Source organism: Rhodococcus sp. P4_F3_2 (assembly GCF_056401335.1).
On record NZ_JBFUJN010000005.1, the window covers coordinates 313097 to 336840 of the forward strand.

Sequence of the window (23744 nt, forward strand, 5' to 3'; positions counted from 1 at the left end):
AGCTTGGTGAATCAGGGAGCGCCGACGACGTCGACCGTGTGGCCGGCTGCGTCGAGCGTGTTGGCGGTGATGTCGCCGCGGTCGGCCAGCCAGCGTTCGGCGTCGATTGCTGCGGAGCATCCGGTGCCGGCAGCGGTGATCGCCTGACGGTACGTGTGATCGACCAGGTCACCGGCAGCGAAGACGCCGTCGACGGAGGTCGCGGTGGAACCGGGAGCGACGCGCACGTATCCGGCGTCGTCGAGATCGACCTGGCCCTTGACGAGTTCACTGCGCGGGTCGTGGCCGATGGCGACGAACATGCCGGTGATCTCGAGTGTGGAGGTCTCGCCGGTGACGGTGTCGCGCACGACGAGGCCGGTGACGCTGTTCTCACCGAGCACCTCGACGGGCTCGGCATTGGTCAGGAAGCGGATCTTCTCGTTGGCCTTGGCGCGCTCGAGCATGATCCGTGAGGCGCGGAACTCCTCGCGGCGGTGCACCAGGGTGACCGAGCGAGCGAAGCGGGTGAGGAAGGTTGCTTCTTCCATCGCGGAGTCGCCGCCGCCGACCACGACGATGTCCTGGTCACGGAAGAAGAAGCCGTCGCAGGTGGCGCAGGCGCTGACGCCGCGGCCGAGGAGGCGTTCTTCACCGGGAATGCCCAGGTAGCGGGCTGCCGCGCCCATGGCGAGGATGATCGCGTGCGCGGCGTAGGTTTCGCCGTTCGCGACGACCGTCTTGATCGGGCCGCTGAGATCGATCTCCTCGACGTCCTCGGTGCGGATGTCGGTGTCGAAGCGCAGTGCCTGCTCGCGCATCTGTTCCATCAGATCGGGGCCCATGATTCCTTCGCGGAATCCGGGGAAGTTCTCGACCTCGGTGGTGGTCATGAGGGCGCCACCGAACTGGGTTCCCTCGAAGAGCAGGGGCTGGAGCTCAGCGCGCGCGGTGTAGACACCAGCGGTGTAGCCGGCCGGTCCGGAACCGACAATGATGACGTCATGGACCGCGGGCGTGGTTTCCAGCTGGGTGGTCATGCGAGCCTTCCAATAGTGAGTGCAGACCCTCCGCTTCTTGGAGAGCCGTACCGATCAACACCAGGATAAGGGGTGTTGTTCCCGCACTCCGCTGGAAAGTGGCTCACAGCCGGCAGCTCACAGCGCGGGACTCACTGGGTGGGGCGCGGTGCCTCCCGAACCACCAGCGCGTCCCGAACCACACAGCGCGTGCCGGTGTAGATGGTGGGCATGCACTTGTTGCAGTGGATACACAGACCCTCGTCGACGCTCTCGGCCTGAAATTTGTTGACCAGTTGTGGGTCCCTGAGCAGTGCGCGCGCCATGGCGACGAACTCGAATCCTTCATCCAGTGCGTGCTCGATGGTGTCGACGCGGTTGATGCCGCCGAGCAGGATCAGTGGCATCCTCAGCGCCTGTCGGAACTGGCGGGCGAAGGGCAGGAAGAAACCCTCCTCGAACGGGTACGTCGGAAAGAGTTTGGGACCGTAGAACTTCAGCCCGTACCCGACGAGTTTGGGTTGGGAGGCGACAAACTCAGCCAGTGGGACCTCGCCGCGGAAGAAGTACATTCCGTTGAGAAGTGAACTGCCACCGGTCAATTGCATCGCGTCCAGGTGGCCGTCGGCTTCGAGGATCTGGGCTATCGGCAGGCTCTGGTCGAGCCACAGACCTTTCGGCACCCCATCGGACATGTTGAATTTCGCGGTGACCGCCACGCTGGATCCAGCGGCCACTCGCACCGCTTCGATGACTCGACGCGGATACTCGGCGCGCTTGGCGACGCTGCCACCGTATCGGTCGTGGCGCTTGTTCAGATTGGGGCTCATGAACGAACTGAGTAGATAGTTGTGACCGAGATGGACCTCGATGGCGTCGAATCCTGCGTCCACTGCGACGCGGGCGGTCCGTTCGAAGTCGGAGACAACATCGTCGAGTTCGGCAAGTGTCGCGCCTTTGACGAGGCCCATTGCGGGCGGACTCAGCCGGGTCGACGGCGCCAGAGTCTTCGTCTTGTTGGAAAGCGTGTTGGCAACCAGTCCCGCGTGGCCGATCTGCGCCGCGGCAAGCGCGCCTTCGGCGTGGACGGCGTCGGTCAGTCTGCGTAGTCCCGGCAGTGCGCGCTCGTCCATGACAAGGGTGTCGCGGTGGACTCGTCCACCTGGTGAGACGGCGCAGTAGGCGACGGTGGTCATCGCGGCCCCGCCCCGGGCGACTTCGGCGTGGAAGTTGATCAGATCGTCCGAGACCGCTCCCCGCGGCATGACGCCCTCGAACGTCGCAGCCTTGACGATGCGGTTGCGCAAGGTCAGAGGGCCGAGACGTGCGGGTTCGAATATCGACGGTGTGGGCGCTGTGGTCATTTTCAACTTCCTGCGGCGGCCTGATCTTTACGATGCCAGTGGACTCGTAACTACGACGATATAGCGCCTACTCCCAATCTGTCCGACAATTCGACACGATGAACGCCACAGGATCAGGTCGCCCACGAGACCCACGCATCGACGACACAGTCCTCGAGGTCACCCGAGCGATGCTCCTCGAGGTCGGATGGGAGCAACTCAGCCTCCGGGCGATCGCGGCACGGGCAGGGGTCAGCCGAGCCTCGATGTCACGACGATGGCCGTCGAAGGCACATCTAGTTCTCGGGTCGATCCTGGGTGCGACACCAGACCTGACACCGTTCGAGGGCACCGACCGTGACGGCTGGATCCGTTGGGTGGTGGAGGGAAGTGCTCAGCTGTTCTCGCGGCCCGAGGTTCGCGCCGCGTCGCCGGGACTGCTGGCTGCGCTGCGCGACCATGACGACCTACGCAACGAATTGTGGCGCGGTTTCAGTGGGCCGAGCACACAACTCTTCCTTCAAAATGCTGACGATCCCGAATCGGCACTGCTCGATGCCAAGGCCGTGCTGGTATTGGCGGCCGGAGCAGCGATGTTTTCGAGTCTGATAGCGGTCGAGGACGATACGGATGCATTGCGTGGGAGAATCCTCGAGCTCCTGCTACCCGCGGCAATACCGCGCTGACCGTCGAAGTCAGCCGATGTTTTTGACCGACAACGTATTCGGATTCCCGTCGCTGCAGCTGATGCCAACAGTGAGTGCAGTGATCTGACGCGGCTGCGATCCTGTGAAGAGTAGGACTATCGCCGGTGCACCGTCGATGCGAACCTCACCCGAACCGAGCACAGGCCTGCCCTCGTCGATGCCATTGGCGCTCAGGCAGCCGGCAAGCTTGGACGGATCATCCAGTGGTCCAAGGTTTTTGGATCCGATGAGTGAAAGCAGGGACGCCGAATCCGGATCGTCGACAGCAGATGTCACCGATGTGCTTGGTTGAGCGACAACGCTTTCGGCAGGCTCGGAATCTCGGGTTCCGATCACAACGATCACGAAGGCCGCCAACACGGCTGCTGCGGCACCGAGCAGCCGCGCTTGTGGGCGTCGCCGGAACGGCACGACGGTAGTCTCTGCTGACAGCTCGTCCTGACCGGACTGTAGATCCAGTGCCGAATTGATTCGCTCGGCAAGCGAATTCGGAATCCGTTCGTGAGAGGCCTCGCGCGAGTTCAGTGTCGCGAGTGATGCTGTGACGCTGTCGAGAGTAGTGACAAATGCGTGGGCGTCGGCGTCTGCGTGTACCAGCGGCCACAGAGCTGCACTGGTTTCGGGATCGAGAACCCCGGCGTGAAGATCCGCCAAGAGGTCCTCCGAAAACGGAGGCGACGGAACGCGAACAGACGGATCTGTCATGAACCCTCCCTCGGCAGTCGGTGTGGACGCTTACAAGATAGGACGCGGCCGGTTCACGAATGGTTCCCGCCTTCGCGAAAGTCCTCCAACTGGGCGGCGAGGCGCTTGCGCGCGCGGGCGCAGCGACTCTTCACGGTCCCTACGGGCACGCCCAACCTCTCGGCGGCCTCGGCCACCGGATACCCCTCGACATCGACGGCGACGACGGCAGCGCGCTGCTCAGGGGGCAGCGATGCCAGCGCTTGTTCGACGGTCAGGCTCATGTCCACTCCCGCCGCGTAATCGCGGTGATCACGGGGTTCCTCCGCATTCTCGGAAGACAGAGAGAACGCGGCCCGCGATTTGTTGCGTCGGATCCGGTCAAGGCAGGCATTGACCACGATGGTGTGGAGCCAACTACGCACCGCCGCATCGCCGCGGAACTTCGCCGCCTTGCGGTGCGCGGAGAGCAGACCCTCCTGGAGTGCGTCTGCCGCGTCCTCGTCCGAGTAACTCGTACGCCGGGCAACGTGCCACAGATGATCCTGATGCCGGACCAGTAGTTCACGGAACGCGTGTCGATCGCCCGCGACATGAGCGGTCAACAATTCGAAATCCGTCGGCTCGAGATTCTTGTTCTCGAAACTTCTGGATTCGAAATTTCCGGCTCCGCCCCCGGTGCCCCCCCGATAACTGTGCACGGGCGGATATTAGCCCAGTCGGTAGGTTTCAGAAGGGCCAAGGGCGATCACTTTGCAGCAGTGAATGCAATCTCCGAGATGGATGTCTGGTTTTGTCCGGATTCGGTGCTGAGCTGCGTAATCCAAACCAGGACATACTGACCCGAGCCGTCTGACGAGAGCGGAATGTCGGTCACACCGTTCTTCAGTACACCGGATCCGATTTCCTTGGTCTGATCCAGCGAAGTGTTCGCAGAAGGGGCAGAACGGATTTCAACGACGGTTCCGGGCGAATCGGACGTGATCGCAATGTTTTTCAGGTTGGCCGCATCGGCGAGCGTCACCATCAGGCCGACGCCGTTCTTCAGGGACGGGAAGGGCTGGAAGTACGAGTCCGACGACCATGCGGTGGCCGGATTGCCGTCGATGGCGTTCTTCGCCGTTGCCGGCTGATCCGGCGTGCCCTGGGGCGAGAACACCGTTACGGCCGAGGCGGCTACCGGCACGGTTGCGGCCGCCGGTGCGGGGGCAGGTGAATTGTTCTCGGGCGCAGTAGCTTCGGTGGTCAAGCCGAAACTCTGCTCGCTGAGCGGGGTGTCGTTACTGCCGCCCGAGAGGAAGCTCGCTACCCACACCACAAGGAGAATCAGGACGATCACGGTGAAGACACCGAGCGCCGTCAGTGCCGCGAGCATCCGCGTCGACTTCTTCTTCTCGGCCTCGATGGCTTCGGGGTCGTTCAGTGCGTGACCCGACGCTCCCTGTTCGCGGTGGCCGAGACGAAGTGCCGGAATCATTTCCGTCTTGTCGTTGACGACGGACGCCTGATCGAGAATGTGCTGCACGGTGGCAGCAGTGCGGATTCCACTCTCCGACTGCAACGCTCGAACTGCCACGGCCGAGATGTCGAACGGAACCTCCGGACGGACGACCCGAGGCTCGACGATGTTGCCGTCGGCGCCGCGGCCGGCGGGAAGCAAACCACCGGCGGGACCGGCGGACGGTTCGGCGAGCGGCCAGCGCGCCGTGATGAGCGAGTACAGCATGGCGCCGAGACCGCGGACGTCGCTGGTGGAATCGGCGTCGGCAAGCGTCGCCGGGAACGCCAGTACGGCGTCACCGTTGATGCTGATGCGAACGCGGTCCGGGTGATCGATGGACAACGCGCCGCCGGTGCGGTGGGCAGCTTCGGCAGCGGCCGCCAGGGCACGGATGGCGCGGGCTGCACCGATCGGTGACGGCGTGGTCTCGGCCATCTCACGCAGCGAGCGACCGGGAGTCCATTCGGCGACGACGATGCCGCCCGAACTTCCGCGCACGACGTCGAGGACGCGAGCCAGACCAGGCGAGTTGATTCGTCCCAGGCGCAGTGTGCGCGAGAGAACTGCCTGCGGTCCGGACTGGCTGTCGTCGTCACCGCGCTGATCGGCGTCGACGAACGTCAGGGCTACTTCACGGTCGAGCTTGACGTCGAGAGCTTCCCAGAACTGCAGTCCGCGGGTTCCGCCGTGCGGCGCGAGCAGACGGTAGCGTCCGCCGGCGACAGATGCGCCCGGGATGAGCTTGGGTCCACGGGGCATCGGTCGCTGGGCCGGTCGTGCTGCGGATCCGGCGGCAGGTGTGCGAGGCGCAGCGGGCGGCGGTGTCTGAGCTGCAGCCGTCTTCTGAGGTTCGGGTGCCTTCTTGTCCGAAGCAGGCGTCTTCGACGCGGGTGTCTTCGACACGGGAGCTGAAGGTGTCTTCGACACAGGTGCTGAAGGTGTCTTCGACACACTGACCGGAGGCACCGGCGGTGCGGCCTTCTGCACCGGCCGCTGCGCGGGCTGCTGTGGCCTCTGACCCTGCTGTGGCTTCTGGCCCTGCTGTGGCTTCTGGCCGGCAGATGCGGAGGAACTCGTGGATGCAGGTGTGCCCGACGATGCCGTTGACTTCTGTTCGGACGCTTTCACGGCAGAAGTCCCGGCACTCTTGTTGCCGGAAACGTTGTCGTCGCTCACCCTCGCTCCTTCTCCATCGATAGCCCGTCCCCGAATACGCGCGGGTTGCGATCCTGTACGCCCATGACCAGGGTACGGGAGCGCACCCGGTCGTTCTTGCTCGTTTGATTMCGTTCTGATTGCAGGAATCAGCTCGGTGACGTCGTCGTCGGTGTTGTTACGTGTGTCCGGTTCGGCGCGACCTGTCAGTGAACGAATCTTGCGGGAGACCGCAACCGTTACCGACAGAACTTCCGGAACCTTCTTGAAGTAGAGAATCGTGAAGGTGATCGCGAGCATCAGGATGCCGCCGACGGCGACGCGAACCATCGAGCCGGGTCCGCCGAAACGCTCGGTGAGTTGATCGAATCCGAGGACGCGGTCGACCGCGAGCATGGTCAGCGAACCGGCCAGCGAGGCGAGTACGACGGACCAGACTGTCTTGCCCACGTTGGCCATCTGCAGGTTTCCGAGGCTGCGGTGCAGGAGGTATCCGCCGATGACGGCGCCGGTGATGTATCCGAGACCGTTGGCCGCACCGAGCAGGATCACGACCTGATCGCTGTTGGAGGCGAAGACCGGAGCGAGCGCCGAGAATGCAATTTTCACTGCAGTGATGCCGAGAACGATCCACGTCGGCGTCCAGGCTTGTTCGCGGGCGTAGAACACACGAAGTTGGATCAGGACCAGCGCGTACGGAATCAACGTGAATGCCGACCAGCTCACGGCAGTACCGAGTCGTTCGGCCTGTTCGGGTCCGAAGCGGCCGTAACCGTAGAGCGCTTCACCGACCTGCGGACCCATGAAGGTCAGGAACATGATGATCGGAACCAGCGTGATCATGGTCAGACGTGTCGCGACCGACAGATCGTCCACGACGGCCGGGGTGTCGTCGGCCGCAGCGTTGCGGCTCAGGCGCGGCATGATCGCGGTCAGAACCGTCACTCCGAGCACGCCGTACGGGAGCTGCAGGAGCAACCAGGCCTGGCTGTAGATGGCAGGGCCGGCTTCGTCGGCATGTGAGGAAATCTTGGTCGCGAAGATCATGCCCATCTGGCTGATCAGGACGTACAAGACGATGGCGACGGCCATGCCGCCGAACTGGCGCAGGCGATCGTCGAGACCCCACAGCGGCTTGAGCGAGATCTTTTCGCGGCGAAGCGCGGGGATCAGGCTGGCTGCCTGCACGATGACGCCGATGGTGATGCCGATACCGAGGGTGAGCAGCTTTGCGTCGCCCATCGAGACCGGATCAAGCGAGATCTCGCCCGGAGTCAGGCGGTAGATCACGAGCACCACGAGGACGACGACGTTGTTGAGTACGGGAGCCCAGGCTCCGGGCTTGAAGATCTGCCTGGTGTTCAGAAACGCTGTGAACAGTGCCGACAGCCCGTAGAACAGGATCGCCGGCAGAAGTAGATACGACAGCGCCGTGGTCAGGTCGGTGCTGACCTTGCCGTCTTCGGACAGGAAGACGTATTTGGTGAGTACGGGTGCTGCCAGGGTCGCGAGCAGCGCGGCCATGCCCAGTAGGACGAGCGACGCCGTGAAGAGGCGTCGGACAAACGCTTCGCCGTGATCGGCGTCCTCCCGCTCGGCGCGGACCAGCACGGGGACGACGATCGCGGTCAGAACGGCGCCCAAGACGAGCTCCGCGATCATGTTCGGGATCTGGCTGGCCACGGTGAACGAACTGGCGATGGCCGGGCCGAGGACCATCAGGATCATCAACTGCTTGGCGAACCCCGTGATGCGGCTCGTCAGCGTCGCGATCGCGATGGAACCCGTCGCCGCGAGGAGGCGGGAGTTCGTCTCCTTACGATCACCGACCAGGGCGTGCGCGTCGGTGTCGAACTCGTCCGACTTGGTCGCCTGCCGATCGGCGAATTCCATCTCGGCTTCGCGATATCTGGGATAGTCGCGGATCACCGGGATGGTCATGGTGGGTGCGTCGTCGAAACGTGCGTCGGGGTTGACCGGCTGAATCGGGTAGCCGCGCTCCCACGGTGGCATCCGAGGATGCGAACGGGTCGTGGCACTCTTGCGGGTGATCGCCGAGCGGCGACCCTCCTCGGGTGGATTCCCGGTCATGAGCGTTCGTACCCTTCATCTGCTGGGTCCGGCTGACCCTTGAATCGATGCCACAGCCGTCGCCCTGCCAGGAACAGCAGCAACCCTCCCGCTGTCGCCGTCACGGCGGCCAGGGGACGACCGTACGCATTCGACCGTACGGTCACGCTGGTCGGCGTACCCAATTGGCGGCCATCTGTCGTGGTCAGCGAGAAGTTGACTTCCAGCTTGCGAGAATCGTTCATTTCCGCGGGCACAGTCAACTGTCGGCTACCTCGCGGTGGCAGCTGTTTGGGACCGATGTCACTGATCTGCATCTCGGGAGGGGCTTCCACACGCAGGTCGACGTTGATGGCGATGGGCAACTCGTTGCGCGCCACCAGCAGGAGCGGACTCTGCCCCGACGCGAGGGTGTAGACGCCGCCCGGCGACACCACACTGACGGCCCGGTACATCCCGTCGACGGCGTCGGTGACGTTGTCGGCGCGGATGGTCGCAGCGCGCTCCGCCCGATTGACCGATGCGGAGTCGACGTTGCGGCGATCCGCCAAGGTCATCGAGCGAAGTAGATCTTCGCGGAGCGGCGCCGTGAATCCCCGGGGGGTGAGCGAAGCCGCCGGATCGTCCACGAGCGAAGCTTCGAGCCCGTCGATACGCGGAAGTTGGGTGGTTGCGGTCTCGACGACGGACGTCTGCGGACCGTCCTGGGTGGCTCGGTCCGGGTAGTCGAGCGTGGCGGCGTCAGTGGCCCCCGGTTGTCTGCCGAGTAGTGCGGGCAGGGCCTGAGGTGAGGCGAGGCCAGAGCGAATGAGGGTCGCGAGCATCGAGAGCACGGCGGTGGCGTCGTTGCTGTCCGCCGTCCACAGTTGCGGCGGCGCGAAGATCTGATTGCGCGGCAATGACGTGGGCGTCAGCGCGGCCCACGCCATCGCTCCCAGCGCGTCCTGGCGCCGGGCGCTGCGCGATTCGATGTCGATGGTCGGCGCGGTGTCGTCGGGAATGTACGACGGGACCTGCGGCTCCGAGCCGGTGGCGGCCAAGGCTGCGGCTGCCGAGGTGTCGAACGCAAGGGCGTCGAGTGAGCCGGTTATCCGCGACGACAGTTGCGGGGCTGCCGAGTCGACGGAGGTGTCAGCCACCATCGCTGTGGTGGGATTCACGCTCAGCACCTCTGCGGTGGCCGAGTCGAGGACACCCGAATCCGGCCAGACGAAATCTCGCAGTGACGTCACGCCGAGGATGTTGTCGACGATGTCTGCCGGGCGTGCGAGCGCGGTAGCCGTCAACTCCGGATTGGCCACCGAGGTGACCGCGGCGAGATCGGCCTGGGCGAACGGAACCGCCGTAGTGCACATCGAGGACGCGAGGGTCTTCACCCGGCCGAGCCATTGGTTGGCGGCGTCGCTGCCACGGCCTTCGTGCGACGGTCCGGTGGGATCTGACGAGTTGTCGGCCACGAGGTATCCGCGAGTCATGTTCTCGACGGTGATCAGAAGGTCAGGGTCGATTGCCAGGCAGAGCGCATCCGTGACGCGGCGATCGGTATCGCTCTCGGGCTTGGTGGCGTTCTCCACCGCATCGACCAACGCGTCCAGGCGCCCGCCGTCGGAAAGTTCGGTGGCAAGTTCGTCGTCGATCAGGCGCACTGGTTCGTTGACCGCGCCCGGGATTCCGCCGACGAGTCGTGGCGCGTCGGCCAGCGGCCACATGAGCGTGACGCCGATCGGGGCGGACGTGTCGGGGGGAACGACGGCCGTCGCCGACGAACTAGGTGTTCCGGATGTGGCGTTCGATTCGGCCGCGGCCGGCACACCGAGCACTGGGAGCAGGAAGCGTGCGTCGTCGAGTCGGGCGGCCCCGCCGTATTCCGGGGTGCCGTTCACGTTGACGAGCATCGGGTAGACGCCCGGTTCGGTGATGTCGAGAGACAACCCGGTCGTGCTCCGGAGCGGCAAGGTGAGTGTGAACTGCTTGGACTGGCCGGTGTCGAGGGTGGTGGCAACGGTGTCGAATTCGCCGACCGTGTCGAAAACAGCCTGGTCGAAATCGAGTGCTGCGCGCACGTCGGAACTGGAGTCGATCGCGGGAGCGCGTTGCAGCCTCACTCCGACGTCCTCGACGGGACGGTCACCGACGTTCTTCACCGTGCCCTTGACCACGACGTTGCGGTCGCTGGTTGTCGTCACGGTGGTCGGTGCGGTGGAGTCGATGGTCAGCTGCAGAAATTTGGCATCGTTGGTGTTTCGCGCCGGGGCGCGCTCACTGGGCTGGCTGGACGGAGCGGCCCAGGAGACGGCCGTCGTCGCGGGCCCGAAACCGACAGCGGCCATCACCAAAGCGGCCACACCGGCCCGCCGCAGAGCCATTCTCATCCGGCGTCCGGTTCCTTCGGGTGCTGTACTCGCGGGATTTCAGGTCGGTGCATTTCAGGTCGCGGCATTTCAGCGATCATCTGCGATGCAAGTTCGGCCAGCTTGCGCTCGTCGGCGTATGCGAGTCGCTTGTGCAGTTCCGTCAGCGGCACCCAGGCGACTTCGGTGACCTCGATGTCCTCGTCGGAGAGTTCACCGCCGAGAAAGCGGAGGAGATAGTGGTGCACGGTCTTGTGGACGCGTCGACCTTCGGTCACGAACCAGTAGTCGATGCTGCCCAGCGGTGCCAGGACGGTTCCCTGGATACCGGTTTCTTCTTCGACCTCACGCATTGCGGTCTGTTCGGCCGTCTCACCCTGCTCGATATGGCCCTTGGGTAGCGACCAGAGCAGGCGTCCGCGGCGGTCGGTTCGGCCGATCAGTGCAGCGCAGAGGCGTTCGGGAGGTCCGCCCCAGCCGTCGACGACCAAGCCGCCCGCAGAAGTTTCACGGACGGTTCGCATCAAAGGTTTATCGGGGTTGCCGACGGCAGGTCGACGCCGCGGGTTGCGGCGACTCCTGTTTGTTCGTTCGGCACCAGACACCTCATCGATACTAGTTGGCCTTGCAGCGTTGCCCGGTAACCCGCGCAAAGCGGTCTATCGCGTTCGTATGCGCGTTCTGCTATTTGCGCACCTTAAGTAAGCTCCTTTCACGTGACTGTCCCTACCTCCGACGCTGATCGCCGCCTACGACTGCTTGCCGACGCCACTGCAACGCTCGGCACGTTGTCCGACGTGTTGAACCCGCTCGGTGGGCGTTTTGCCGAGGCCGGTCACGAGCTGTTCCTGGTGGGTGGCAGTGTTCGCGACGCGATCCTGGGCCGCTTCAGTGGCGATCTGGACTTCACGACGGACGCCAGGCCGGAGAAGGTTCAGGCTCTGCTCAAGGGCTGGGTGGACAAGCAGTGGGACACCGGCATCGAGTTCGGGACCATCAGCGCCATCAAGCACGGCCAGGAGATCGAGATCACGACCTTCCGGGCCGACGCTTACGACCGTGTCTCGCGTAATCCGATAGTCGAGTACGGAACGACGTTGGCCGACGATCTGGTGCGCCGCGATTTCACCGTCAACGCGATGGCGATGAAGATCGGCGCGGACGGTTCCTACACGTTTGTCGATCCGCTGAACGGCATGGACGCCCTGCTGGCCGGGGAACTCGATACGCCGTCGGCGCCGGAGAACTCGTTCAACGACGATCCGCTGCGGATGCTGCGCGCAGCCAGGTTCGTCTCGCAGCTTGGTTTCACGTTGAACAATCGCGTTTTCGAGGCCATCAAGGAGATGGCGTCGCAGATCGAGCGGATCACCGCCGAGCGTGTGCAGGTGGAGCTGAACAAAATGATGCTGGGCATGTACCCGGTGGACGGCATCAACATGATGGTCGACTCCGGACTGGCTGCATACGTGCTGCCCGAGGTTCCGCAGATGAAGCTCGAGATCGACGAGCATCACCAACACAAGGACGTCTACCAGCACTCCCTCACCGTGCTCCAGCAGGCGATCGATCTCGAAGAAGGCGATCCCGACCTCGTATTGCGTTGGGCTGCACTGCTTCACGACATCGGCAAGCCGGATACCAAGCGTAACGAGCCAGGCGGTGGCGTCAGCTTCCACCACCACGAGGTGGTTGGCGCCAAGCTGGTGCGCAAGCGCATGCGTGCCTTGAAATTCTCGAAGCAGATGGTCGACGACGTTTCGCAGCTCGTGTTCCTGCACTTGCGTTTTCACGGCTACGGCAAGGGGCAGTGGACCGACTCCGCGGTGCGGCGGTACGTCACCGACGCGGGCGAGCTGCTCCCCCGGCTGCACAAGCTCGTCCGGGCCGACTGCACCACGCGTAACAAGCGCCGCGCCGCGCAGTTGCAGGCCACATACGACGACATCGAAGAGCGGATTGCGCGCATCGCGGAGCAGGAAGACCTCGCTCGCGTGCGTCCGGACCTCGACGGCAACGCCATCATGGAACTGCTCAACATCCCGGCCGGCCCGCAGGTGGGCAAGGCATGGACGTTCCTCAAGGAACTACGTCTGGATCGCGGCCCGCTCGAGCGTGACGAGGCCGAAGCTGAACTGCTGAAATGGTGGGCTACCCAGCAGGGCTAGTTTCTCGTTTCTTGCGGTTGATCAGCACCGCTGACAATCCGGCGGCATAGACACCCGCGCCGGCAAGGGCCAGGCCGACGCTCTTGCCGTCGGGTGCGATCACCGTCGACGCTGCCGCGATCGCACCGATGAACGCGACGTTGAACACGGTGTCCTGCAAGGCGAATACCTGGCCACGACGGTCGTCGTCGATGTCGATCTGCATGGCCGCGTCGCCGCTGAGTTTCACGGACTGCCCGGCGATGCCGAGCAGGAAGGCGGCGATCAGCAGCGATCCCTGCGTCAGGGTGGTTACGAAGACGAGCTGGACGGCCACCGCGCACACCAGGGCGTACGTGATCGTCCGTGAGCGACCGATCCGCGGGATGAGGAACGGTGTGATCAATGCCGCGATCAGCATTCCGATGGCCGTTGCACCGACGGCGACGCCGAATCCGGCCATCCCTCCAGGTAATTGGGAGCCGTTCGAGGTGTCGCGTAGGACCAGCACCATGATGAGGGTGTTGATGCCGAAGCAGATGCGGTGCGCTCCGATCCCGATCATTGCCGTGGTGACGCCAGGCGCCTCCCAGACAGCGGTTGCCCCGGTGCGCAGTCCGGCCGTTACCGAACGGACGGCGCTGGCACGAATCACTTCGTCGGCCACTGGACCAAGTGAGCGGGCGGTGAACCTGGCCGCGGCGAGGGCTGCGATCACCGATCCCAGTGCTGCGATGGCCACGGCGGCGCCTGACGCTCGATCCCCCGCGCCGATCACGCCGATGATCGCCACCGCTGCCGAAGCACCAAGAGCGGCTACCACCGAACCAGCCGTTGTGAGAACGGAATTGGTTGCCACCAGCCACGATTGTCGAACGACCTTCGGCAGGGCTGCGGATACGCCTGCCCCGACAAAGCGGCTGACCCCGATCGCAGCAAGCGCACACGTCAACAACAGAGTGTCACCGCCGCCGGCGACCAGCAGCACCGCGGTGGTCAGGATGAAGAGCCCGCGGAGCACGCTCGCCCACAGGAGCACCAGGCGGCGGTCCCAACGATCCAGCAGAGCGCCGGCAAAGGGGCCGATCACCGAATAGGGAAGGAGCAGTACGGCAAAGCCGGCCGCTATCGCCACCGGATCGGTTTCACGTTCCGGGTTGAAGAGGATTGCGCCGCCGAGCGCGGCCTGGAACATTCCGTCGCCGAACTGGCTGGAAAAGCGGACGAGCGCCAGCCTTCCCAGGCCGGGTGATTCACGCAGGGTGTGCAGTACGCGCTGCCAGGCCTCGCGGCGGTTCGAGGCTCGGTTCATAAGCGGAAACTGTAGTGGGTGGGTCAGGCGCCGATCTTGACGGTGGCCCGCTCGAGGATCGGCGCGATGTCGATCCCCCTCGGCAGGGTCCCGAACACGCTCCCCCAGCTATCTCCGAGCCGACTCGCGCAGAATGCGTCGGCCACCGCGGGGTGCCCGTAGCGGAGCAGCAGCGAGGCTTGCAGTGCGAGTGCCATGTCACCGACGATCTTTCGCGCCCGGTATTCGATGTCGTCGAAATCGCCGAATGCCACCTCGAGATCCCGCACGGTCTGATCGAAGCGGGCGTCCACGCCACTCGCTTGTTTCAGTTCGTCGAAGAACAGCTGCAGCGTTTCGGGTTGCTTTGCCATCGCCCGCAGTGTGTCGAGCGCCGCGACGTTGCCCGACCCTTCCCACACCGAGAGCAGCGGAGCCTCGCGATAGAGGCGCGGCATCCGGGATTCCTCCACGTATCCGTTTCCGCCCAGACACTCGAGTGCCTCGGCAGCGTGGATCGGTCCGCGCTTGCAGACGAAGTACTTGCTCACGGCCAATGAAATGCGTCGTAGGGCGCTCGCGTGGGCATCGCCCGACGTTGCGCGGTCGGTCAGAGCGGCCAGCCACATCGCGACGGTAGTCGACGCTTCCGATTCCACCGCCAGATCTGCGAGAACATTGCGCATCAAAGGTTGGTCGATCAGGTTGGCGCCGAACGCACTTCGATGATTCGCATGGTGAACTGCCTGCAGCGTGCCGACGCGCATGCCGGTGGCCGTGCCGATCGTGCAGTCCAACCTGGTCATGTTGACCATCTCGATGATGGTGCGCACGCCCCGGCCTTCCTCGCCCACCATCCACGCGAGAGCGTCGCGGTACTCGACCTCGCTGCTCGCGTTGGAATGATTTCCCAACTTGTCCTTCAGACGCTGCAGGTACATGTTGTTGAGCGAGCCGTCCGGCAGGACCCGAGGAAGGAAGAAGCACGACAGACCGCCCGGCGCCTGAGCGAGGACGAGGAACACGTCCGACATCGGTGCGGAGGTGAACCACTTGTGGCCTGTCAGGAGATAGCTACCGTCGGATTGTGGCACTGCCCTTGTGGTTCCGGCACGCACGTCTGAACCGCCCTGTTTTTCCGTCATCGACATACCGGCGATCAATCCGGGTTTGGTGAGGGGAGCTTTCAGCGCCGAATCGTAGTGCCGGGTGGTCAGGAGGGGTTCGTACTGCGCCGCCAGGTCCGCGTTGTGCCGCAGCGCTGGGATCACGGCGTACGTCATGGAGATGGGGCAGCCGTGGCCGGCGTCGGTTTGACCCCACACGGCCATCTTCGCGGCGCGGACGAGGTGTGCGTGTGGATTCGGGTCAACCCACGGAGCGCCGTGCAGTCCCAATTCCACTGCGGTGCTCATGAGTTGGTGATAGGCAGGGTCGTAGCGGACCTCGTCGATGCGGTTGCCGTAGCGGTCGTGGGTTCTCAGGACAGGTGGGTGCTCCTCGGCCAGGTCGCCCCACTCCTGAGCTTGCGCGCTGCCGGCGCGGACCCCGACGCGATGAACCTCTTCGGCTGCGTCCGAAGCTCCCTCGCGGTGTAGTGCCTCGAGGATCGGCGCGTATTCGGCTGCGTCGTAATCGATCAGGGGCGGGACCTGATTGGTGACTTCATGCGTGGGTGTCATCGAAACTCCCTAACGATCGAAGAGTGAAGGCGAGGATGGCATCGATCGCAGCGGGATCCGTGGTGCCGCCGCGCAACGGAAGAATCAGGGCCTCGCCGATTGCCCCGACGATGCACGCTGCCGTCAGAGTGGCGTCCTGCGACGGTATCTCACCGGTGTCGACTGCCGAGCGAATTGCGGTGGCCAGGCAATCGCGGAACGATTCGCGAAACATGAGTCGCTGTTCGTCGACGAGTGGATCCACCGGCTCCACCAGCAGTGCATAGGCGAGAACCGGTGCACACATGGCACGTTCGGCGAACGTGCGAACCGATGCCGATACCGCGGAGCGGTGGTTGCCTTCCAGACTTCGGGCATTGTCTCCGGCGTTCCGGGCCGCGGATACCTCACGGCTGCAAACTGATTGGAACACTTCGGCGAACAGTTCACCCTTGCCGTCGAAATGTCGATACAGCGTCCCGGTGCCGACGCCGGCGTTCTTGGCCACCGCGGCGATGGAACAGCCCGCATAACCGTGGGTTGCCACTGCCGACGTGGCGGCCTCGAGCAGTCGGGCGCGTTGGGCGTCCAGTCTTTCTTGTACTGCCGGAGTGCGGCGATAGGCCATGTGAAGAAGTGAACACCCGTTCCGTTCTTGCGTCAAGAGCCCCCACCTGCAGGTTCAGGCAGCAGCGGTGCGAGCCTGTTCCGCGCGCCACCACGCGACGGTCTCTTCGGCGGCCTGATCGAGCGGCGTCGGCGAGAGTCCGAGCAGCACTTCGCTGGCACTCGAGTCCATGACAAACGGCTTGGTGAACTGGTAGTTCATCTCCGCGAGTTCGCGGCTGTCGGTGTTGATCTTGCCGACGGCGTCGAGCACCCAGGCGGGCAGGACACCCACTTTGGCGGGGGTCGCCCCGGCGGCTCGAGCGAAGGCCTCGGCGATCTTGCGCTGAGTGAGCGCGGGGCCGGTGGGTGCGTGGATGACGGAGTTCCAGAGTTCGGGGTTGTGTGCTGCTGCGATCATCGCCGCCGCGAGATCGGGGATGTAGGTGAAGGAGTGCGGCTGGTCTGCGGAACCGATGACACGAATCTTCTTACCTGCCATGACCTTCGGAACCATGCGCTCGCCGGCGTGGGCGGTGCGGACGCGGGGGCCGAAGAAGTCCGAGGCCACGACGCTGACGGTGGGTGTTGCGGAGGCCTCGCGGGCACGAAGCAGCGCGGTGCGCACTCCGCGCTTGCCGCCGGTGGCGTTGCGTGGATCGGATTCGGTCATCAGGGTGTCGGAGTTGTAGGCGTAGAGGCTTTCGGGGAAGACCACGACGGCTCCGATGGATGCGGCTGCGTCGAGCACAACCTTCTCGGCCGCCGGGAGTTCCCGCTCCCAATCGGCTGCGTTGTAGGCGGCGTGGATGCAGTGGTAGATGGCCGTGGCGCCCTCGCTGACCGAGCGCAGGGCCTCGGAATCCGAGACGTCGACGCGTCGGCGGTCGATCAGCGGGTGCTCGGGCCCGCTGCCGGACCTGGTCAGGAGCCGGACGTTGATTCCCCGCTCGGCGAGCTGTAGCGCGACGGCGGATCCGACGGGTCCTGCTCCGGTGACGATTTCGAGGTTCGACATGGTGTGCTCCTTCTCGTTTCGAATGAACTGAGAGCACTGCTCTCGTTTTCAAGAATGCACCCGCACCTCAGGGCTGTCAAGAGCAGTGCTCTCTTTTGTTGATACTGCTCTCGGTCATGGGGCAAGATGGACTCATGGTTGGAACTCCCCGCGAGCGGGCGCGCGAACAGACGCTGCAGGACATCACCCGGATCGGGCGTGAGCATCTTGCTGCCGTCGGCGCCGCCGCTTTGTCCTTGAGGGCCGTCGCGCGTGATCTGGGAGTCGTGTCCTCAGCGGTGTACCGCTACGTCGCCAGTCGTGACGAACTGCTGACCTTGCTGGTGGTGGACGGGTACACGGAACTGGGCGCGGAAGTGGACTCCGCCGTGAATGCCGTTGCAGCAGAAGATTTTCGCGGACAGTTCATTGCTCTCGGACGTGCCGTCCGGAGTTGGGCGATCCGGGAGCCGGCTCGATACGGTCTGCTGTTCGGCAGCCCCGTCCCCGGTTACGACGCTCCGGGCGAGCAGACCACCGGCCCTGGCACCCTCGTCGTGACCCGGCTGATCGGGATCATCGACGCCGCCCATCGCGCAGGTGCACTCACGGTGCGAGAGGGCCCGGACCTGAGTGACACGCTGGCAACGGACCTCGAGGGAGTGCGGAAAGAACTGGGCACCGACCTGCCGCCGGATGCTGCGGTGCGCGCAACTCTCGTCTGGGTATCGCTGTTCGGTTCGGTGAACTTCGAGGTGTTCGGGCAGTACGGAAGCGATACGTTCACCGATGCGAGTGAGATTTTCGAGCGGCATCTGGCACTACTTGCCGATGTGGCGGGTCTGACCTGAACACGCCTGTGTCTCGTTCCTCCGCACGCAGTTGTCGGTGAGATGATGTCTTTGTGGCGCACGCAGAAGAACCCGAGGATCGAATGGCCTGGATAGAACCGGAGGTTCGTCCGGGCAGTTTGTTGGTGTCGTCGACCGATCTCACGGAACCTGCATTTCGCCGCACCGTCATCTACATGATCGAGCACAACGACGCCGGGAGCCTTGGCGTCATCGTCAATCGGCCGAGTGAGACGGCCGTGCAGAACGTGTTGCCGCAGTGGTCACCGCTGACCGCGCATCCTTCCGCCCTGTACATCGGTGGACCCGTCAAGCGTGACTCCGCGCTCTGCCTGGGTATCGCTCGCAACGGTGCACGGATCGACGGCGTCGCCGGCCTGCGGCGGGTGGACGGCAAAGTTGTCATGGTGGATCTGGACTCGGACCCGGAGGTCATCGCTCCTCTGGTCGAAGGGATCCGCATTTTTGCCGGTTACTCGGGTTGGACTCTGGGGCAGCTGGATTCGGAACTCGAGCGTGAAGACTGGATGGTGATCAGCTCACTGCCGTCCGATGTGCTGACGCCGCCCCGAGTCGATGTTTGGGCACGGGTGCTACGACGCCAACCGCTCCCCGTGGCAATGCTGGCCAGCCATCCCATCGAAGTGGAACGAAACTGATCTGTCGGAGGTCGATGATATTCCTGTGTCATCGTTTTCGAGAGAGGTGGCAGCAATGATCGCTGAGCGTCAGATCCAGTGCGCGGATTGTGTTTCGGATGTCGATCACTGCCACGATTCTTTGCTGCGACATGCGGACGGATCACTCGAATGCACCGGCGTGAACTGCGTCGACCTGGCATCGAGTCGCCATGCGTTGTCCATCGATTGTGCTGAACTGCAGGGCGGTTGTGGCTGCGTCGACGCGACCCGAGGCGAGTTGCTCGCTAGCTGACGCTCACCGGATCCCGATTCGCGAAGCGTTGCGCCATCGCAGCACAGACGATCAGTTGGATCTGATGGAAGATCATCAGCGGCAACACGATCAGGCCGACGGGCTGGCCCGCGAACAGTACAGCCGCCATCGGTAGGCCTGTCGCCAAGGACTTCTTCGACCCGCAGAAGATGATGACGATCTGATCGGGAAGGTCGAACCCGAGCTTGCGCCCCGCGAGAGTGGTCACGCCGAGAACCAGCGCGAGGATCAGGCAGCACACGATTGTGAGGATCACGATCTGCCAGATCGTGATGGTGCTCCAGATCCCCTCTTTCATGCTCTCGCTGAAGGCGGCGAAGACAACGAGGAGGATCGATCCGCGATCGACGTACTTGGTGGGCTCGGCATACTTCTGCAGCCATCCGATCACCAGCGGGCGGATCAGCTGGCCCACGATGAACGGGATCAGCAGCTGCACGACAATGTCGAGGATCGACGAGAAGTCGACCGTCGCCTGGCCCGTTGTATTCATCAGCAGAACCACCAGCAACGGGGTGACGAAGACGCCGATCAGGTTGGAGAACGACGCACTGACAATCGCGCCGGCGACGTTTCCCTTTGCGATCGAAGTGAACGCGATCGACGACTGAACCGTCGACGGAACGAGGCACATGTAGAGGATGCCGGTGTAGAGCTCGTCGCTGATCAGGGTCGGCGACAGGAATCGCAGCGCAAGGCCGATCAGCGGGAAGAGCACAAACGTCGCGGCAAGGACGACAGTGTGCAGTCGCCAGTGCTTGACGCCCTTCCAGGCTTCCTGCGGCGAGAGCCGTGCTCCGTAGAGCAGGAACAGGAAGCCGATGGCGATCTTGGTGGCCCAGTTCAGAATGCTCTCCGCGGTACCCGATACCGGGAACACACTTCCGAGCACGCCGGCGATGATGATGCCGAGGATGAACCCGTCGATGTAGAACCTACTGAGAAACTTCACCTGGCTAAGGATAACGGCGTGCGTCGACGGGCTCTCGAGCCCCACGAAGGTTGAAGCCCATCACGGCCAGGCACAGCAGCGTCCCGACGATCGACAGTTCGATGATGGCCGTCTGCATTCCCTGGATGGTGATGGCGATACCCGCGATGATCGACGGGATCGCCAGTCCCGCGTAGCTGACGGTGAAGAATGCCGCCAGGACTCCGCCGTGGCTCTCGCGGGCGTGGATTCGGGCGGCGGCGTTGACGCGTTTCATGCCGCCGGCAAACGCCAGACCGTGCCCGGCGCCGACCACCACGGTGATGACGCCCAGCAGCGCAAGGCTGGGGACGAGGTCGACCACGAGTAGGCCGATCATTCCTAGAGCGAGGATTCCCAGGCCGGCGGTGACGGACGTCCGCGGGTCCATACGACTCCCGCCGAGCTGCGCGATCACCGAGCAGATCATGACCAGTGCAGCTGCTCCGCCGCCGAGTAGGAGGTTGTCGATGTTCAGCAGGCTGGTCATCCACGACGGGACCACCGACTGGAAGAGTCCGACTGCGCCCCACGACAGCGCGACGGCGAGCGAGCTGAGCCAGAACGTCTCTCGAATGGTGGCGGGAACATGTGGCATCTGGAAGAACCGCTTCGGGCGTGTGATGTCCCCGATCCGCGGCAGTAGTAGCAACACGATCAGTGCCGGGATGAACGCGACGAGGAAGATCAGATACGGCAACCGCAGCGGTTGCGGAAGGTACTGGGCGATCGCACCGGACACGAGTGGTCCGAGTGCACCGCCCAACGCGCCCGTCACCGTCGATACGAGCGCTGCCCGTCGATGATCGAACTTCGGTTCCTGCTCCACCAACGCGGCGCTGCCCGCCGCACTGGCCGCGCCCACCGCGATTCCCTGAGCAACGCGTCCGACGAACAACCACACCGTCGCGTCGGCGAATGCCAGAACGAGTGTGCCGACGACGCTCAGCGCGAGTGCAGTCAGAAGCACGGTGCGTCGGCCGAGGGCGTCGGACAGCGGTCCGAAGAACAGCAACGCCGGAACGAGGCCGGCGACGTAGACGCCGTAGATGAGCGTCTGGATGGTTGGCGTGAATCCGAACTCGGTCCGGTACAGCCCGTAGACGGAGGTGGGCATGTTCGCGCCCAGAAGGATCACGGTGAGGACGTAGCCCACGCCGTAGAAGTGTCGATTGGTGCGGCGTGTGCGTTCTTCGGTGGCGACAGCTGTGGCGGACGTGGGAAGCCCCTCCTGATGACAGAGTGCGAAAATACATGGGTCGTCCTACGTATCGTAGGTGAGTGGAATGATCGTCGCGAATGCTGTGAGGATGAGTAGATGACCGTTGTTCGCAAGGAGTCCGCGTACGAGCAATCCCTCGATTGGATGCGCGCGCAGATCTCCGACGGCGCCTGGACCGTCGGGAACCGTGTTCCCACCGAGCCGGAACTGATGAGTGTTCTCGGCGTCGGCCGGAACACCGTGCGCGAAGCGATCAAGACACTGACGTCGACGGGAGTCCTGGAGATCCGTCGCGGATCAGGGACCTTCGTTCGGGCACGGACCGACATCGGCGGACTGCTCGGCAAACACGCGTCCGTCGACGAGATGAAATACGTCTTCGAAGTGCGTCGTGCGCTCGAGATGGAAGCGGTCCGGTTGGCGTGTGAGCGTCGTAGCGACGACGACGTTCGGATACTTCGTGAGCTGGCCGCCAAGCGTGACGTGCCGGCCGAGAACTTCGTCGACGTCGATCTTGCGTTTCACATTGCCGTCGTCGATGCCGCTCACAATCCGGTTCTGACCGATCTGTTTGCCGGAATCCTCGAAACGGTCCGCGCCACCTACGAGGTGACCGAAGGCGTTCATCCGCCGTCGCTGACGTCTTCGCATCATCAGGGAGTTGCCGAAGCCATCGCCGAGCGCGATGTCACCAAAGCCAGGGCGGCGGCATGCGGGTATCTCGAGAAGACTCAGGAAGCGATCGGGTCAGGTTCGGCGGTTACCGAGTCCGGGCGTCGGCCAATCGGTTGAGGGACCCGGCGATGTCTTCGGCCTTCGGTGTCGTGATCGTGAGTCGGTCGCCACCGGCGAACGTGATGACCACCGCTGGCCCGGTGCGGGTGACGACGCCGTAGTTACGACGACCCTTGGTCTTGAGTCCCCAGCCGCCGAAGTCCGCGAACGGTTTGATCTCCGCGACGTCGGCTCCGACAACTTCGTCGATGCCGTAGGTCATCGCAGCCATCCCCATGTTGATGACCCGAATTTCCCGTTCGTCGACGATCACCCGGAAGCGAACCAGGCTGACGACGAGCAGTCCGAGTGCACCGAAGATGAACAGCGGCCAGAGTGACCGCATCGCCAACGCCATGATGACTCCGGGCGCCAGAGTGATCGCAGTGAGGATCACCGAGCCTTTGGTGCTGAATCCGACGTCGTCGGAGATAGGTAGAGGGCAGCTGCTTCGCGGCAACCCGGCCGAGGGTTCGATCGTGGCAAGAGTGCGGACGCGGTAGTCACGCAGGAACGAGGCGCCGATCCACCCCAGCACCCCGCCGACTGCAAAGCCGACACCGAGAGACCACAGCGGGAGTGACGTCGTGGACGGATCGGCGACATCGAGTTGGGTGTAGAGCAAAGCGAAGTTCACTGTCGTGATGAGCCCGACCACGCTCAGTCCGACAACCAACATGAATCGACGCATCATCAACATCGCGGGAGCAAGAGCGGCAATCGCGCTGAGACCGCCACCGAAGAGCAGTGTCAAAAGTGCAATGGTCCATGCGTTGGCCGACGGGGTGGAGAAGCCGTCCGGCGAGGTGGTGGTCCAGTGGGTCGCGATCTGCTCCGGGAGGCGAGGCTCCCAAATTTTTGTCAGGACGAAGCCGAAGACCGCACACAACAGCGGAACCACTAGCCCGAATACGACCCCGGCCGGGTCGACCACGCGATGTTTCACGTGAATCAATGAGCCGGCTGGCAAGCATCCTTGAGCGCGCAGGCACCGCAGGAAGCGGTACCGCAAGCGGCAGCGTTCGCCTTGGCCTCGGGGGTCTCCGCCACCGGCTCGTCTGCGGCAGGCTCGGAGTGGCCGCCGCAGTTGCAGTCGTTACCGCATCCGCTCTGCTGTGGGAGCGCGGCGGCCGCGCGGGTGCCGATGCCTCCACCGAAACCGGCAGTGAGGACGGCGACGACGACGGCGATGATCGCGACGGCAATGCCGAAGACTCCGCCGATGGTCAGTGCTGCGACTCCGCCGATGACCAACATTCCAGCGGCCGCGAGCATGGTCGGACCGGCCACCTTGTTGGCGAGGGCGAACGACTCCTCGCTCCGCAGGGAATCCTCGGTGCGGACACCGGCCCAGCGGTTGCGCGGGAGTTTGCCGATCAGTCCGGCGACACCAACTCCACCGACGGCGACAGCGAGCACGAATAGCACCACAGCGACAACGATCACCCATACAGGATAGGCG

At 64.0% G+C, this 23744-nt stretch carries 21 protein-coding genes; 6 read left to right on the forward strand and 15 right to left on the reverse strand.

Going from position 1 to position 23744, the window contains the following annotated elements:
* Window positions 1-11: 11 nt before the first annotated feature.
* Entirely contained in the window at window positions 12-1019 is a 1008-nt protein-coding gene (gene trxB, locus AC1DWA_RS07805) for a thioredoxin-disulfide reductase (RefSeq protein WP_019746199.1), read from the reverse strand.
* Between the two features lie 131 nt (window positions 1020-1150).
* On the reverse strand, window positions 1151-2362 hold the full coding sequence (nox, locus tag AC1DWA_RS07810; protein ID WP_477846528.1) for a 4,4'-dithiodibutanoate disulfide reductase: 1212 nt from the start codon (window positions 2360-2362) through the stop codon (window positions 1151-1153).
* Between the two features lie 98 nt (window positions 2363-2460).
* Here nox and AC1DWA_RS07815 point away from each other — a divergent pair, with 98 nt between their 5' ends.
* Window positions 2461-3027, forward strand: coding sequence for a helix-turn-helix domain-containing protein (locus AC1DWA_RS07815; protein ID WP_279163282.1), 567 nt, complete (start codon window positions 2461-2463; stop codon window positions 3025-3027).
* A 9-nt stretch (window positions 3028-3036) separates the two neighbouring features.
* On the opposite strand, the gene AC1DWA_RS07820 is transcribed toward AC1DWA_RS07815, so the two are convergent.
* The 5 genes from AC1DWA_RS07820 to AC1DWA_RS07840 are packed head-to-tail and all read right to left on the reverse strand — an operon-like array spanning window position 3037 to window position 11414.
* Entirely contained in the window at window positions 3037-3753 is a 717-nt protein-coding gene (locus tag AC1DWA_RS07820) for a hypothetical protein (protein WP_477846529.1), read from the reverse strand.
* A 53-nt stretch (window positions 3754-3806) separates the two neighbouring features.
* Window positions 3807-4433, reverse strand: coding sequence for an RNA polymerase sigma factor SigM (sigM, locus tag AC1DWA_RS07825; protein ID WP_019746195.1), 627 nt, complete (start codon window positions 4431-4433; stop codon window positions 3807-3809).
* 47 nt (window positions 4434-4480) lie between these two features.
* A complete protein-coding gene (locus AC1DWA_RS07830; protein WP_477916563.1) occupies window positions 4481-8479 on the reverse strand; it encodes a murein biosynthesis integral membrane protein MurJ in 3999 nt (1332 codons plus the stop codon).
* On the reverse strand, window positions 8476-10830 hold the full coding sequence (locus AC1DWA_RS07835) for a glycoprotein (protein WP_477846531.1): 2355 nt from the start codon (window positions 10828-10830) through the stop codon (window positions 8476-8478). The genes AC1DWA_RS07830 and AC1DWA_RS07835 overlap by 4 nt, the downstream gene beginning before the upstream one ends.
* The gene (locus AC1DWA_RS07840; protein WP_019746192.1) at window positions 10827-11414 is read right to left on the reverse strand and encodes an NUDIX hydrolase; all 588 of its coding nucleotides are present in this window, start codon (window positions 11412-11414) and stop codon (window positions 10827-10829) included. Before AC1DWA_RS07840 ends, AC1DWA_RS07835 begins: the two co-directional genes overlap by 4 nt.
* A gap of 111 nt (window positions 11415-11525) precedes the next feature.
* Here AC1DWA_RS07840 and AC1DWA_RS07845 point away from each other — a divergent pair, with 111 nt between their 5' ends.
* Window positions 11526-12977, forward strand: a complete 1452-nt coding sequence (locus AC1DWA_RS07845; RefSeq protein WP_477846532.1) for a CCA tRNA nucleotidyltransferase — start codon at window positions 11526-11528, stop codon at window positions 12975-12977.
* On the opposite strand, the gene AC1DWA_RS07850 is transcribed toward AC1DWA_RS07845, so the two are convergent.
* Genes AC1DWA_RS07850 through AC1DWA_RS07865 form a run of 4 tightly spaced genes read right to left on the reverse strand, consistent with a single transcriptional unit; the run spans window position 12961 to window position 17532 of the window.
* Window positions 12961-14268, reverse strand: a complete 1308-nt coding sequence (locus AC1DWA_RS07850; protein WP_136473374.1) for an MFS transporter — start codon at window positions 14266-14268, stop codon at window positions 12961-12963. The genes AC1DWA_RS07845 and AC1DWA_RS07850 overlap by 17 nt on opposite strands.
* 23 nt (window positions 14269-14291) lie before the next feature.
* Entirely contained in the window at window positions 14292-15929 is a 1638-nt protein-coding gene (locus AC1DWA_RS07855) for an acyl-CoA dehydrogenase family protein (RefSeq protein ID WP_477846533.1), read from the reverse strand.
* A complete protein-coding gene (locus AC1DWA_RS07860) occupies window positions 15913-16536 on the reverse strand; it encodes a TetR/AcrR family transcriptional regulator (protein ID WP_477846534.1) in 624 nt (207 codons plus the stop codon). Before AC1DWA_RS07860 ends, AC1DWA_RS07855 begins: the two co-directional genes overlap by 17 nt.
* Window positions 16537-16590: 54 nt before the next feature.
* Window positions 16591-17532: an NAD-dependent epimerase/dehydratase family protein gene (locus AC1DWA_RS07865; RefSeq protein ID WP_477846535.1), complete on the reverse strand. Its 942-nt coding sequence runs from the start codon at window positions 17530-17532 to the stop codon at window positions 16591-16593.
* 134 nt (window positions 17533-17666) lie between these two features.
* On the opposite strand from AC1DWA_RS07865, the gene AC1DWA_RS07870 reads away from it, so the two are divergent.
* From AC1DWA_RS07870 to AC1DWA_RS07880, 3 genes are read left to right on the forward strand one after another with little or no spacing between them, the layout of a single operon-like run.
* The gene (locus tag AC1DWA_RS07870; RefSeq protein WP_020971476.1) at window positions 17667-18362 is read left to right on the forward strand and encodes a TetR/AcrR family transcriptional regulator; all 696 of its coding nucleotides are present in this window, start codon (window positions 17667-17669) and stop codon (window positions 18360-18362) included.
* Window positions 18363-18415: 53 nt separating this feature from the next.
* Window positions 18416-19021: a YqgE/AlgH family protein gene (locus tag AC1DWA_RS07875; RefSeq protein WP_020909845.1), complete on the forward strand. Its 606-nt coding sequence runs from the start codon at window positions 18416-18418 to the stop codon at window positions 19019-19021.
* A gap of 55 nt (window positions 19022-19076) precedes the next feature.
* Window positions 19077-19295, forward strand: a complete 219-nt coding sequence (locus AC1DWA_RS07880; RefSeq protein ID WP_019746182.1) for a hypothetical protein — start codon at window positions 19077-19079, stop codon at window positions 19293-19295.
* Here the strand turns inward: AC1DWA_RS07880 and AC1DWA_RS07885 are convergent.
* Both AC1DWA_RS07885 and AC1DWA_RS07890 read right to left on the reverse strand, forming a co-directional pair.
* The gene (locus AC1DWA_RS07885) at window positions 19288-20268 is read right to left on the reverse strand and encodes a bile acid:sodium symporter family protein (RefSeq protein ID WP_003942582.1); all 981 of its coding nucleotides are present in this window, start codon (window positions 20266-20268) and stop codon (window positions 19288-19290) included. The two genes, AC1DWA_RS07880 and AC1DWA_RS07885, sit on opposite strands and share 8 nt — an antisense overlap.
* 4 nt (window positions 20269-20272) lie before the next feature.
* Entirely contained in the window at window positions 20273-21442 is a 1170-nt protein-coding gene (locus AC1DWA_RS07890) for an MFS transporter (protein ID WP_029256802.1), read from the reverse strand.
* 162 nt (window positions 21443-21604) lie between these two features.
* Between AC1DWA_RS07890 and AC1DWA_RS07895 the strand changes: the two genes are divergently transcribed.
* Window positions 21605-22300, forward strand: coding sequence for a FadR/GntR family transcriptional regulator (locus tag AC1DWA_RS07895; RefSeq protein WP_020909842.1), 696 nt, complete (start codon window positions 21605-21607; stop codon window positions 22298-22300).
* Here the strand turns inward: AC1DWA_RS07895 and AC1DWA_RS07900 are convergent.
* Together AC1DWA_RS07900 and AC1DWA_RS07905 are read right to left on the reverse strand one after the other, a co-directional pair.
* Entirely contained in the window at window positions 22269-23228 is a 960-nt protein-coding gene (locus tag AC1DWA_RS07900; protein ID WP_438472714.1) for a DUF1648 domain-containing protein, read from the reverse strand. The two genes, AC1DWA_RS07895 and AC1DWA_RS07900, sit on opposite strands and share 32 nt — an antisense overlap.
* 5 nt (window positions 23229-23233) lie before the next feature.
* On the reverse strand, window positions 23234-23728 hold the full coding sequence (locus tag AC1DWA_RS07905) for an SdpI family protein (RefSeq protein ID WP_029537295.1): 495 nt from the start codon (window positions 23726-23728) through the stop codon (window positions 23234-23236).
* Between the last annotated feature and the right edge of the window lie 16 nt (window positions 23729-23744).

Bases quoted from the DNA above. Each gene is read 5' to 3' on its own strand.
- AC1DWA_RS07815 (WP_279163282.1), top strand. From the start codon at position 2,461: ATGAACGCCACAGGATCAGGTCGCCCACGAGACCCACGCATCGACGAC.
- AC1DWA_RS07865 (WP_477846535.1), bottom strand. From the start codon at position 17,532: ATGTCGAACCTCGAAATCGTCACCGGAGCAGGACCCGTCGGATCCGCC.
- AC1DWA_RS07820 (WP_477846529.1), bottom strand. From the start codon at position 3,753: ATGACAGATCCGTCTGTTCGCGTTCCGTCGCCTCCGTTTTCGGAGGAC.
- AC1DWA_RS07855 (WP_477846533.1), bottom strand. From the start codon at position 15,929: ATGACACCCACGCATGAAGTCACCAATCAGGTCCCGCCCCTGATCGAT.
- AC1DWA_RS07895 (WP_020909842.1), top strand. From the start codon at position 21,605: ATGACCGTTGTTCGCAAGGAGTCCGCGTACGAGCAATCCCTCGATTGG.
- AC1DWA_RS07870 (WP_020971476.1), top strand. From the start codon at position 17,667: ATGGTTGGAACTCCCCGCGAGCGGGCGCGCGAACAGACGCTGCAGGAC.
- AC1DWA_RS07860 (WP_477846534.1), bottom strand. From the start codon at position 16,536: ATGGCCTATCGCCGCACTCCGGCAGTACAAGAAAGACTGGACGCCCAA.
- AC1DWA_RS07880 (WP_019746182.1), top strand. From the start codon at position 19,077: ATGATCGCTGAGCGTCAGATCCAGTGCGCGGATTGTGTTTCGGATGTC.
- nox (WP_477846528.1), bottom strand. From the start codon at position 2,362: ATGACCACAGCGCCCACACCGTCGATATTCGAACCCGCACGTCTCGGC.
- AC1DWA_RS07850 (WP_136473374.1), bottom strand. From the start codon at position 14,268: ATGAACCGAGCCTCGAACCGCCGCGAGGCCTGGCAGCGCGTACTGCAC.
- trxB (WP_019746199.1), bottom strand. From the start codon at position 1,019: ATGACCACCCAGCTGGAAACCACGCCCGCGGTCCATGACGTCATCATT.
- AC1DWA_RS07835 (WP_477846531.1), bottom strand. From the start codon at position 10,830: ATGAGAATGGCTCTGCGGCGGGCCGGTGTGGCCGCTTTGGTGATGGCC.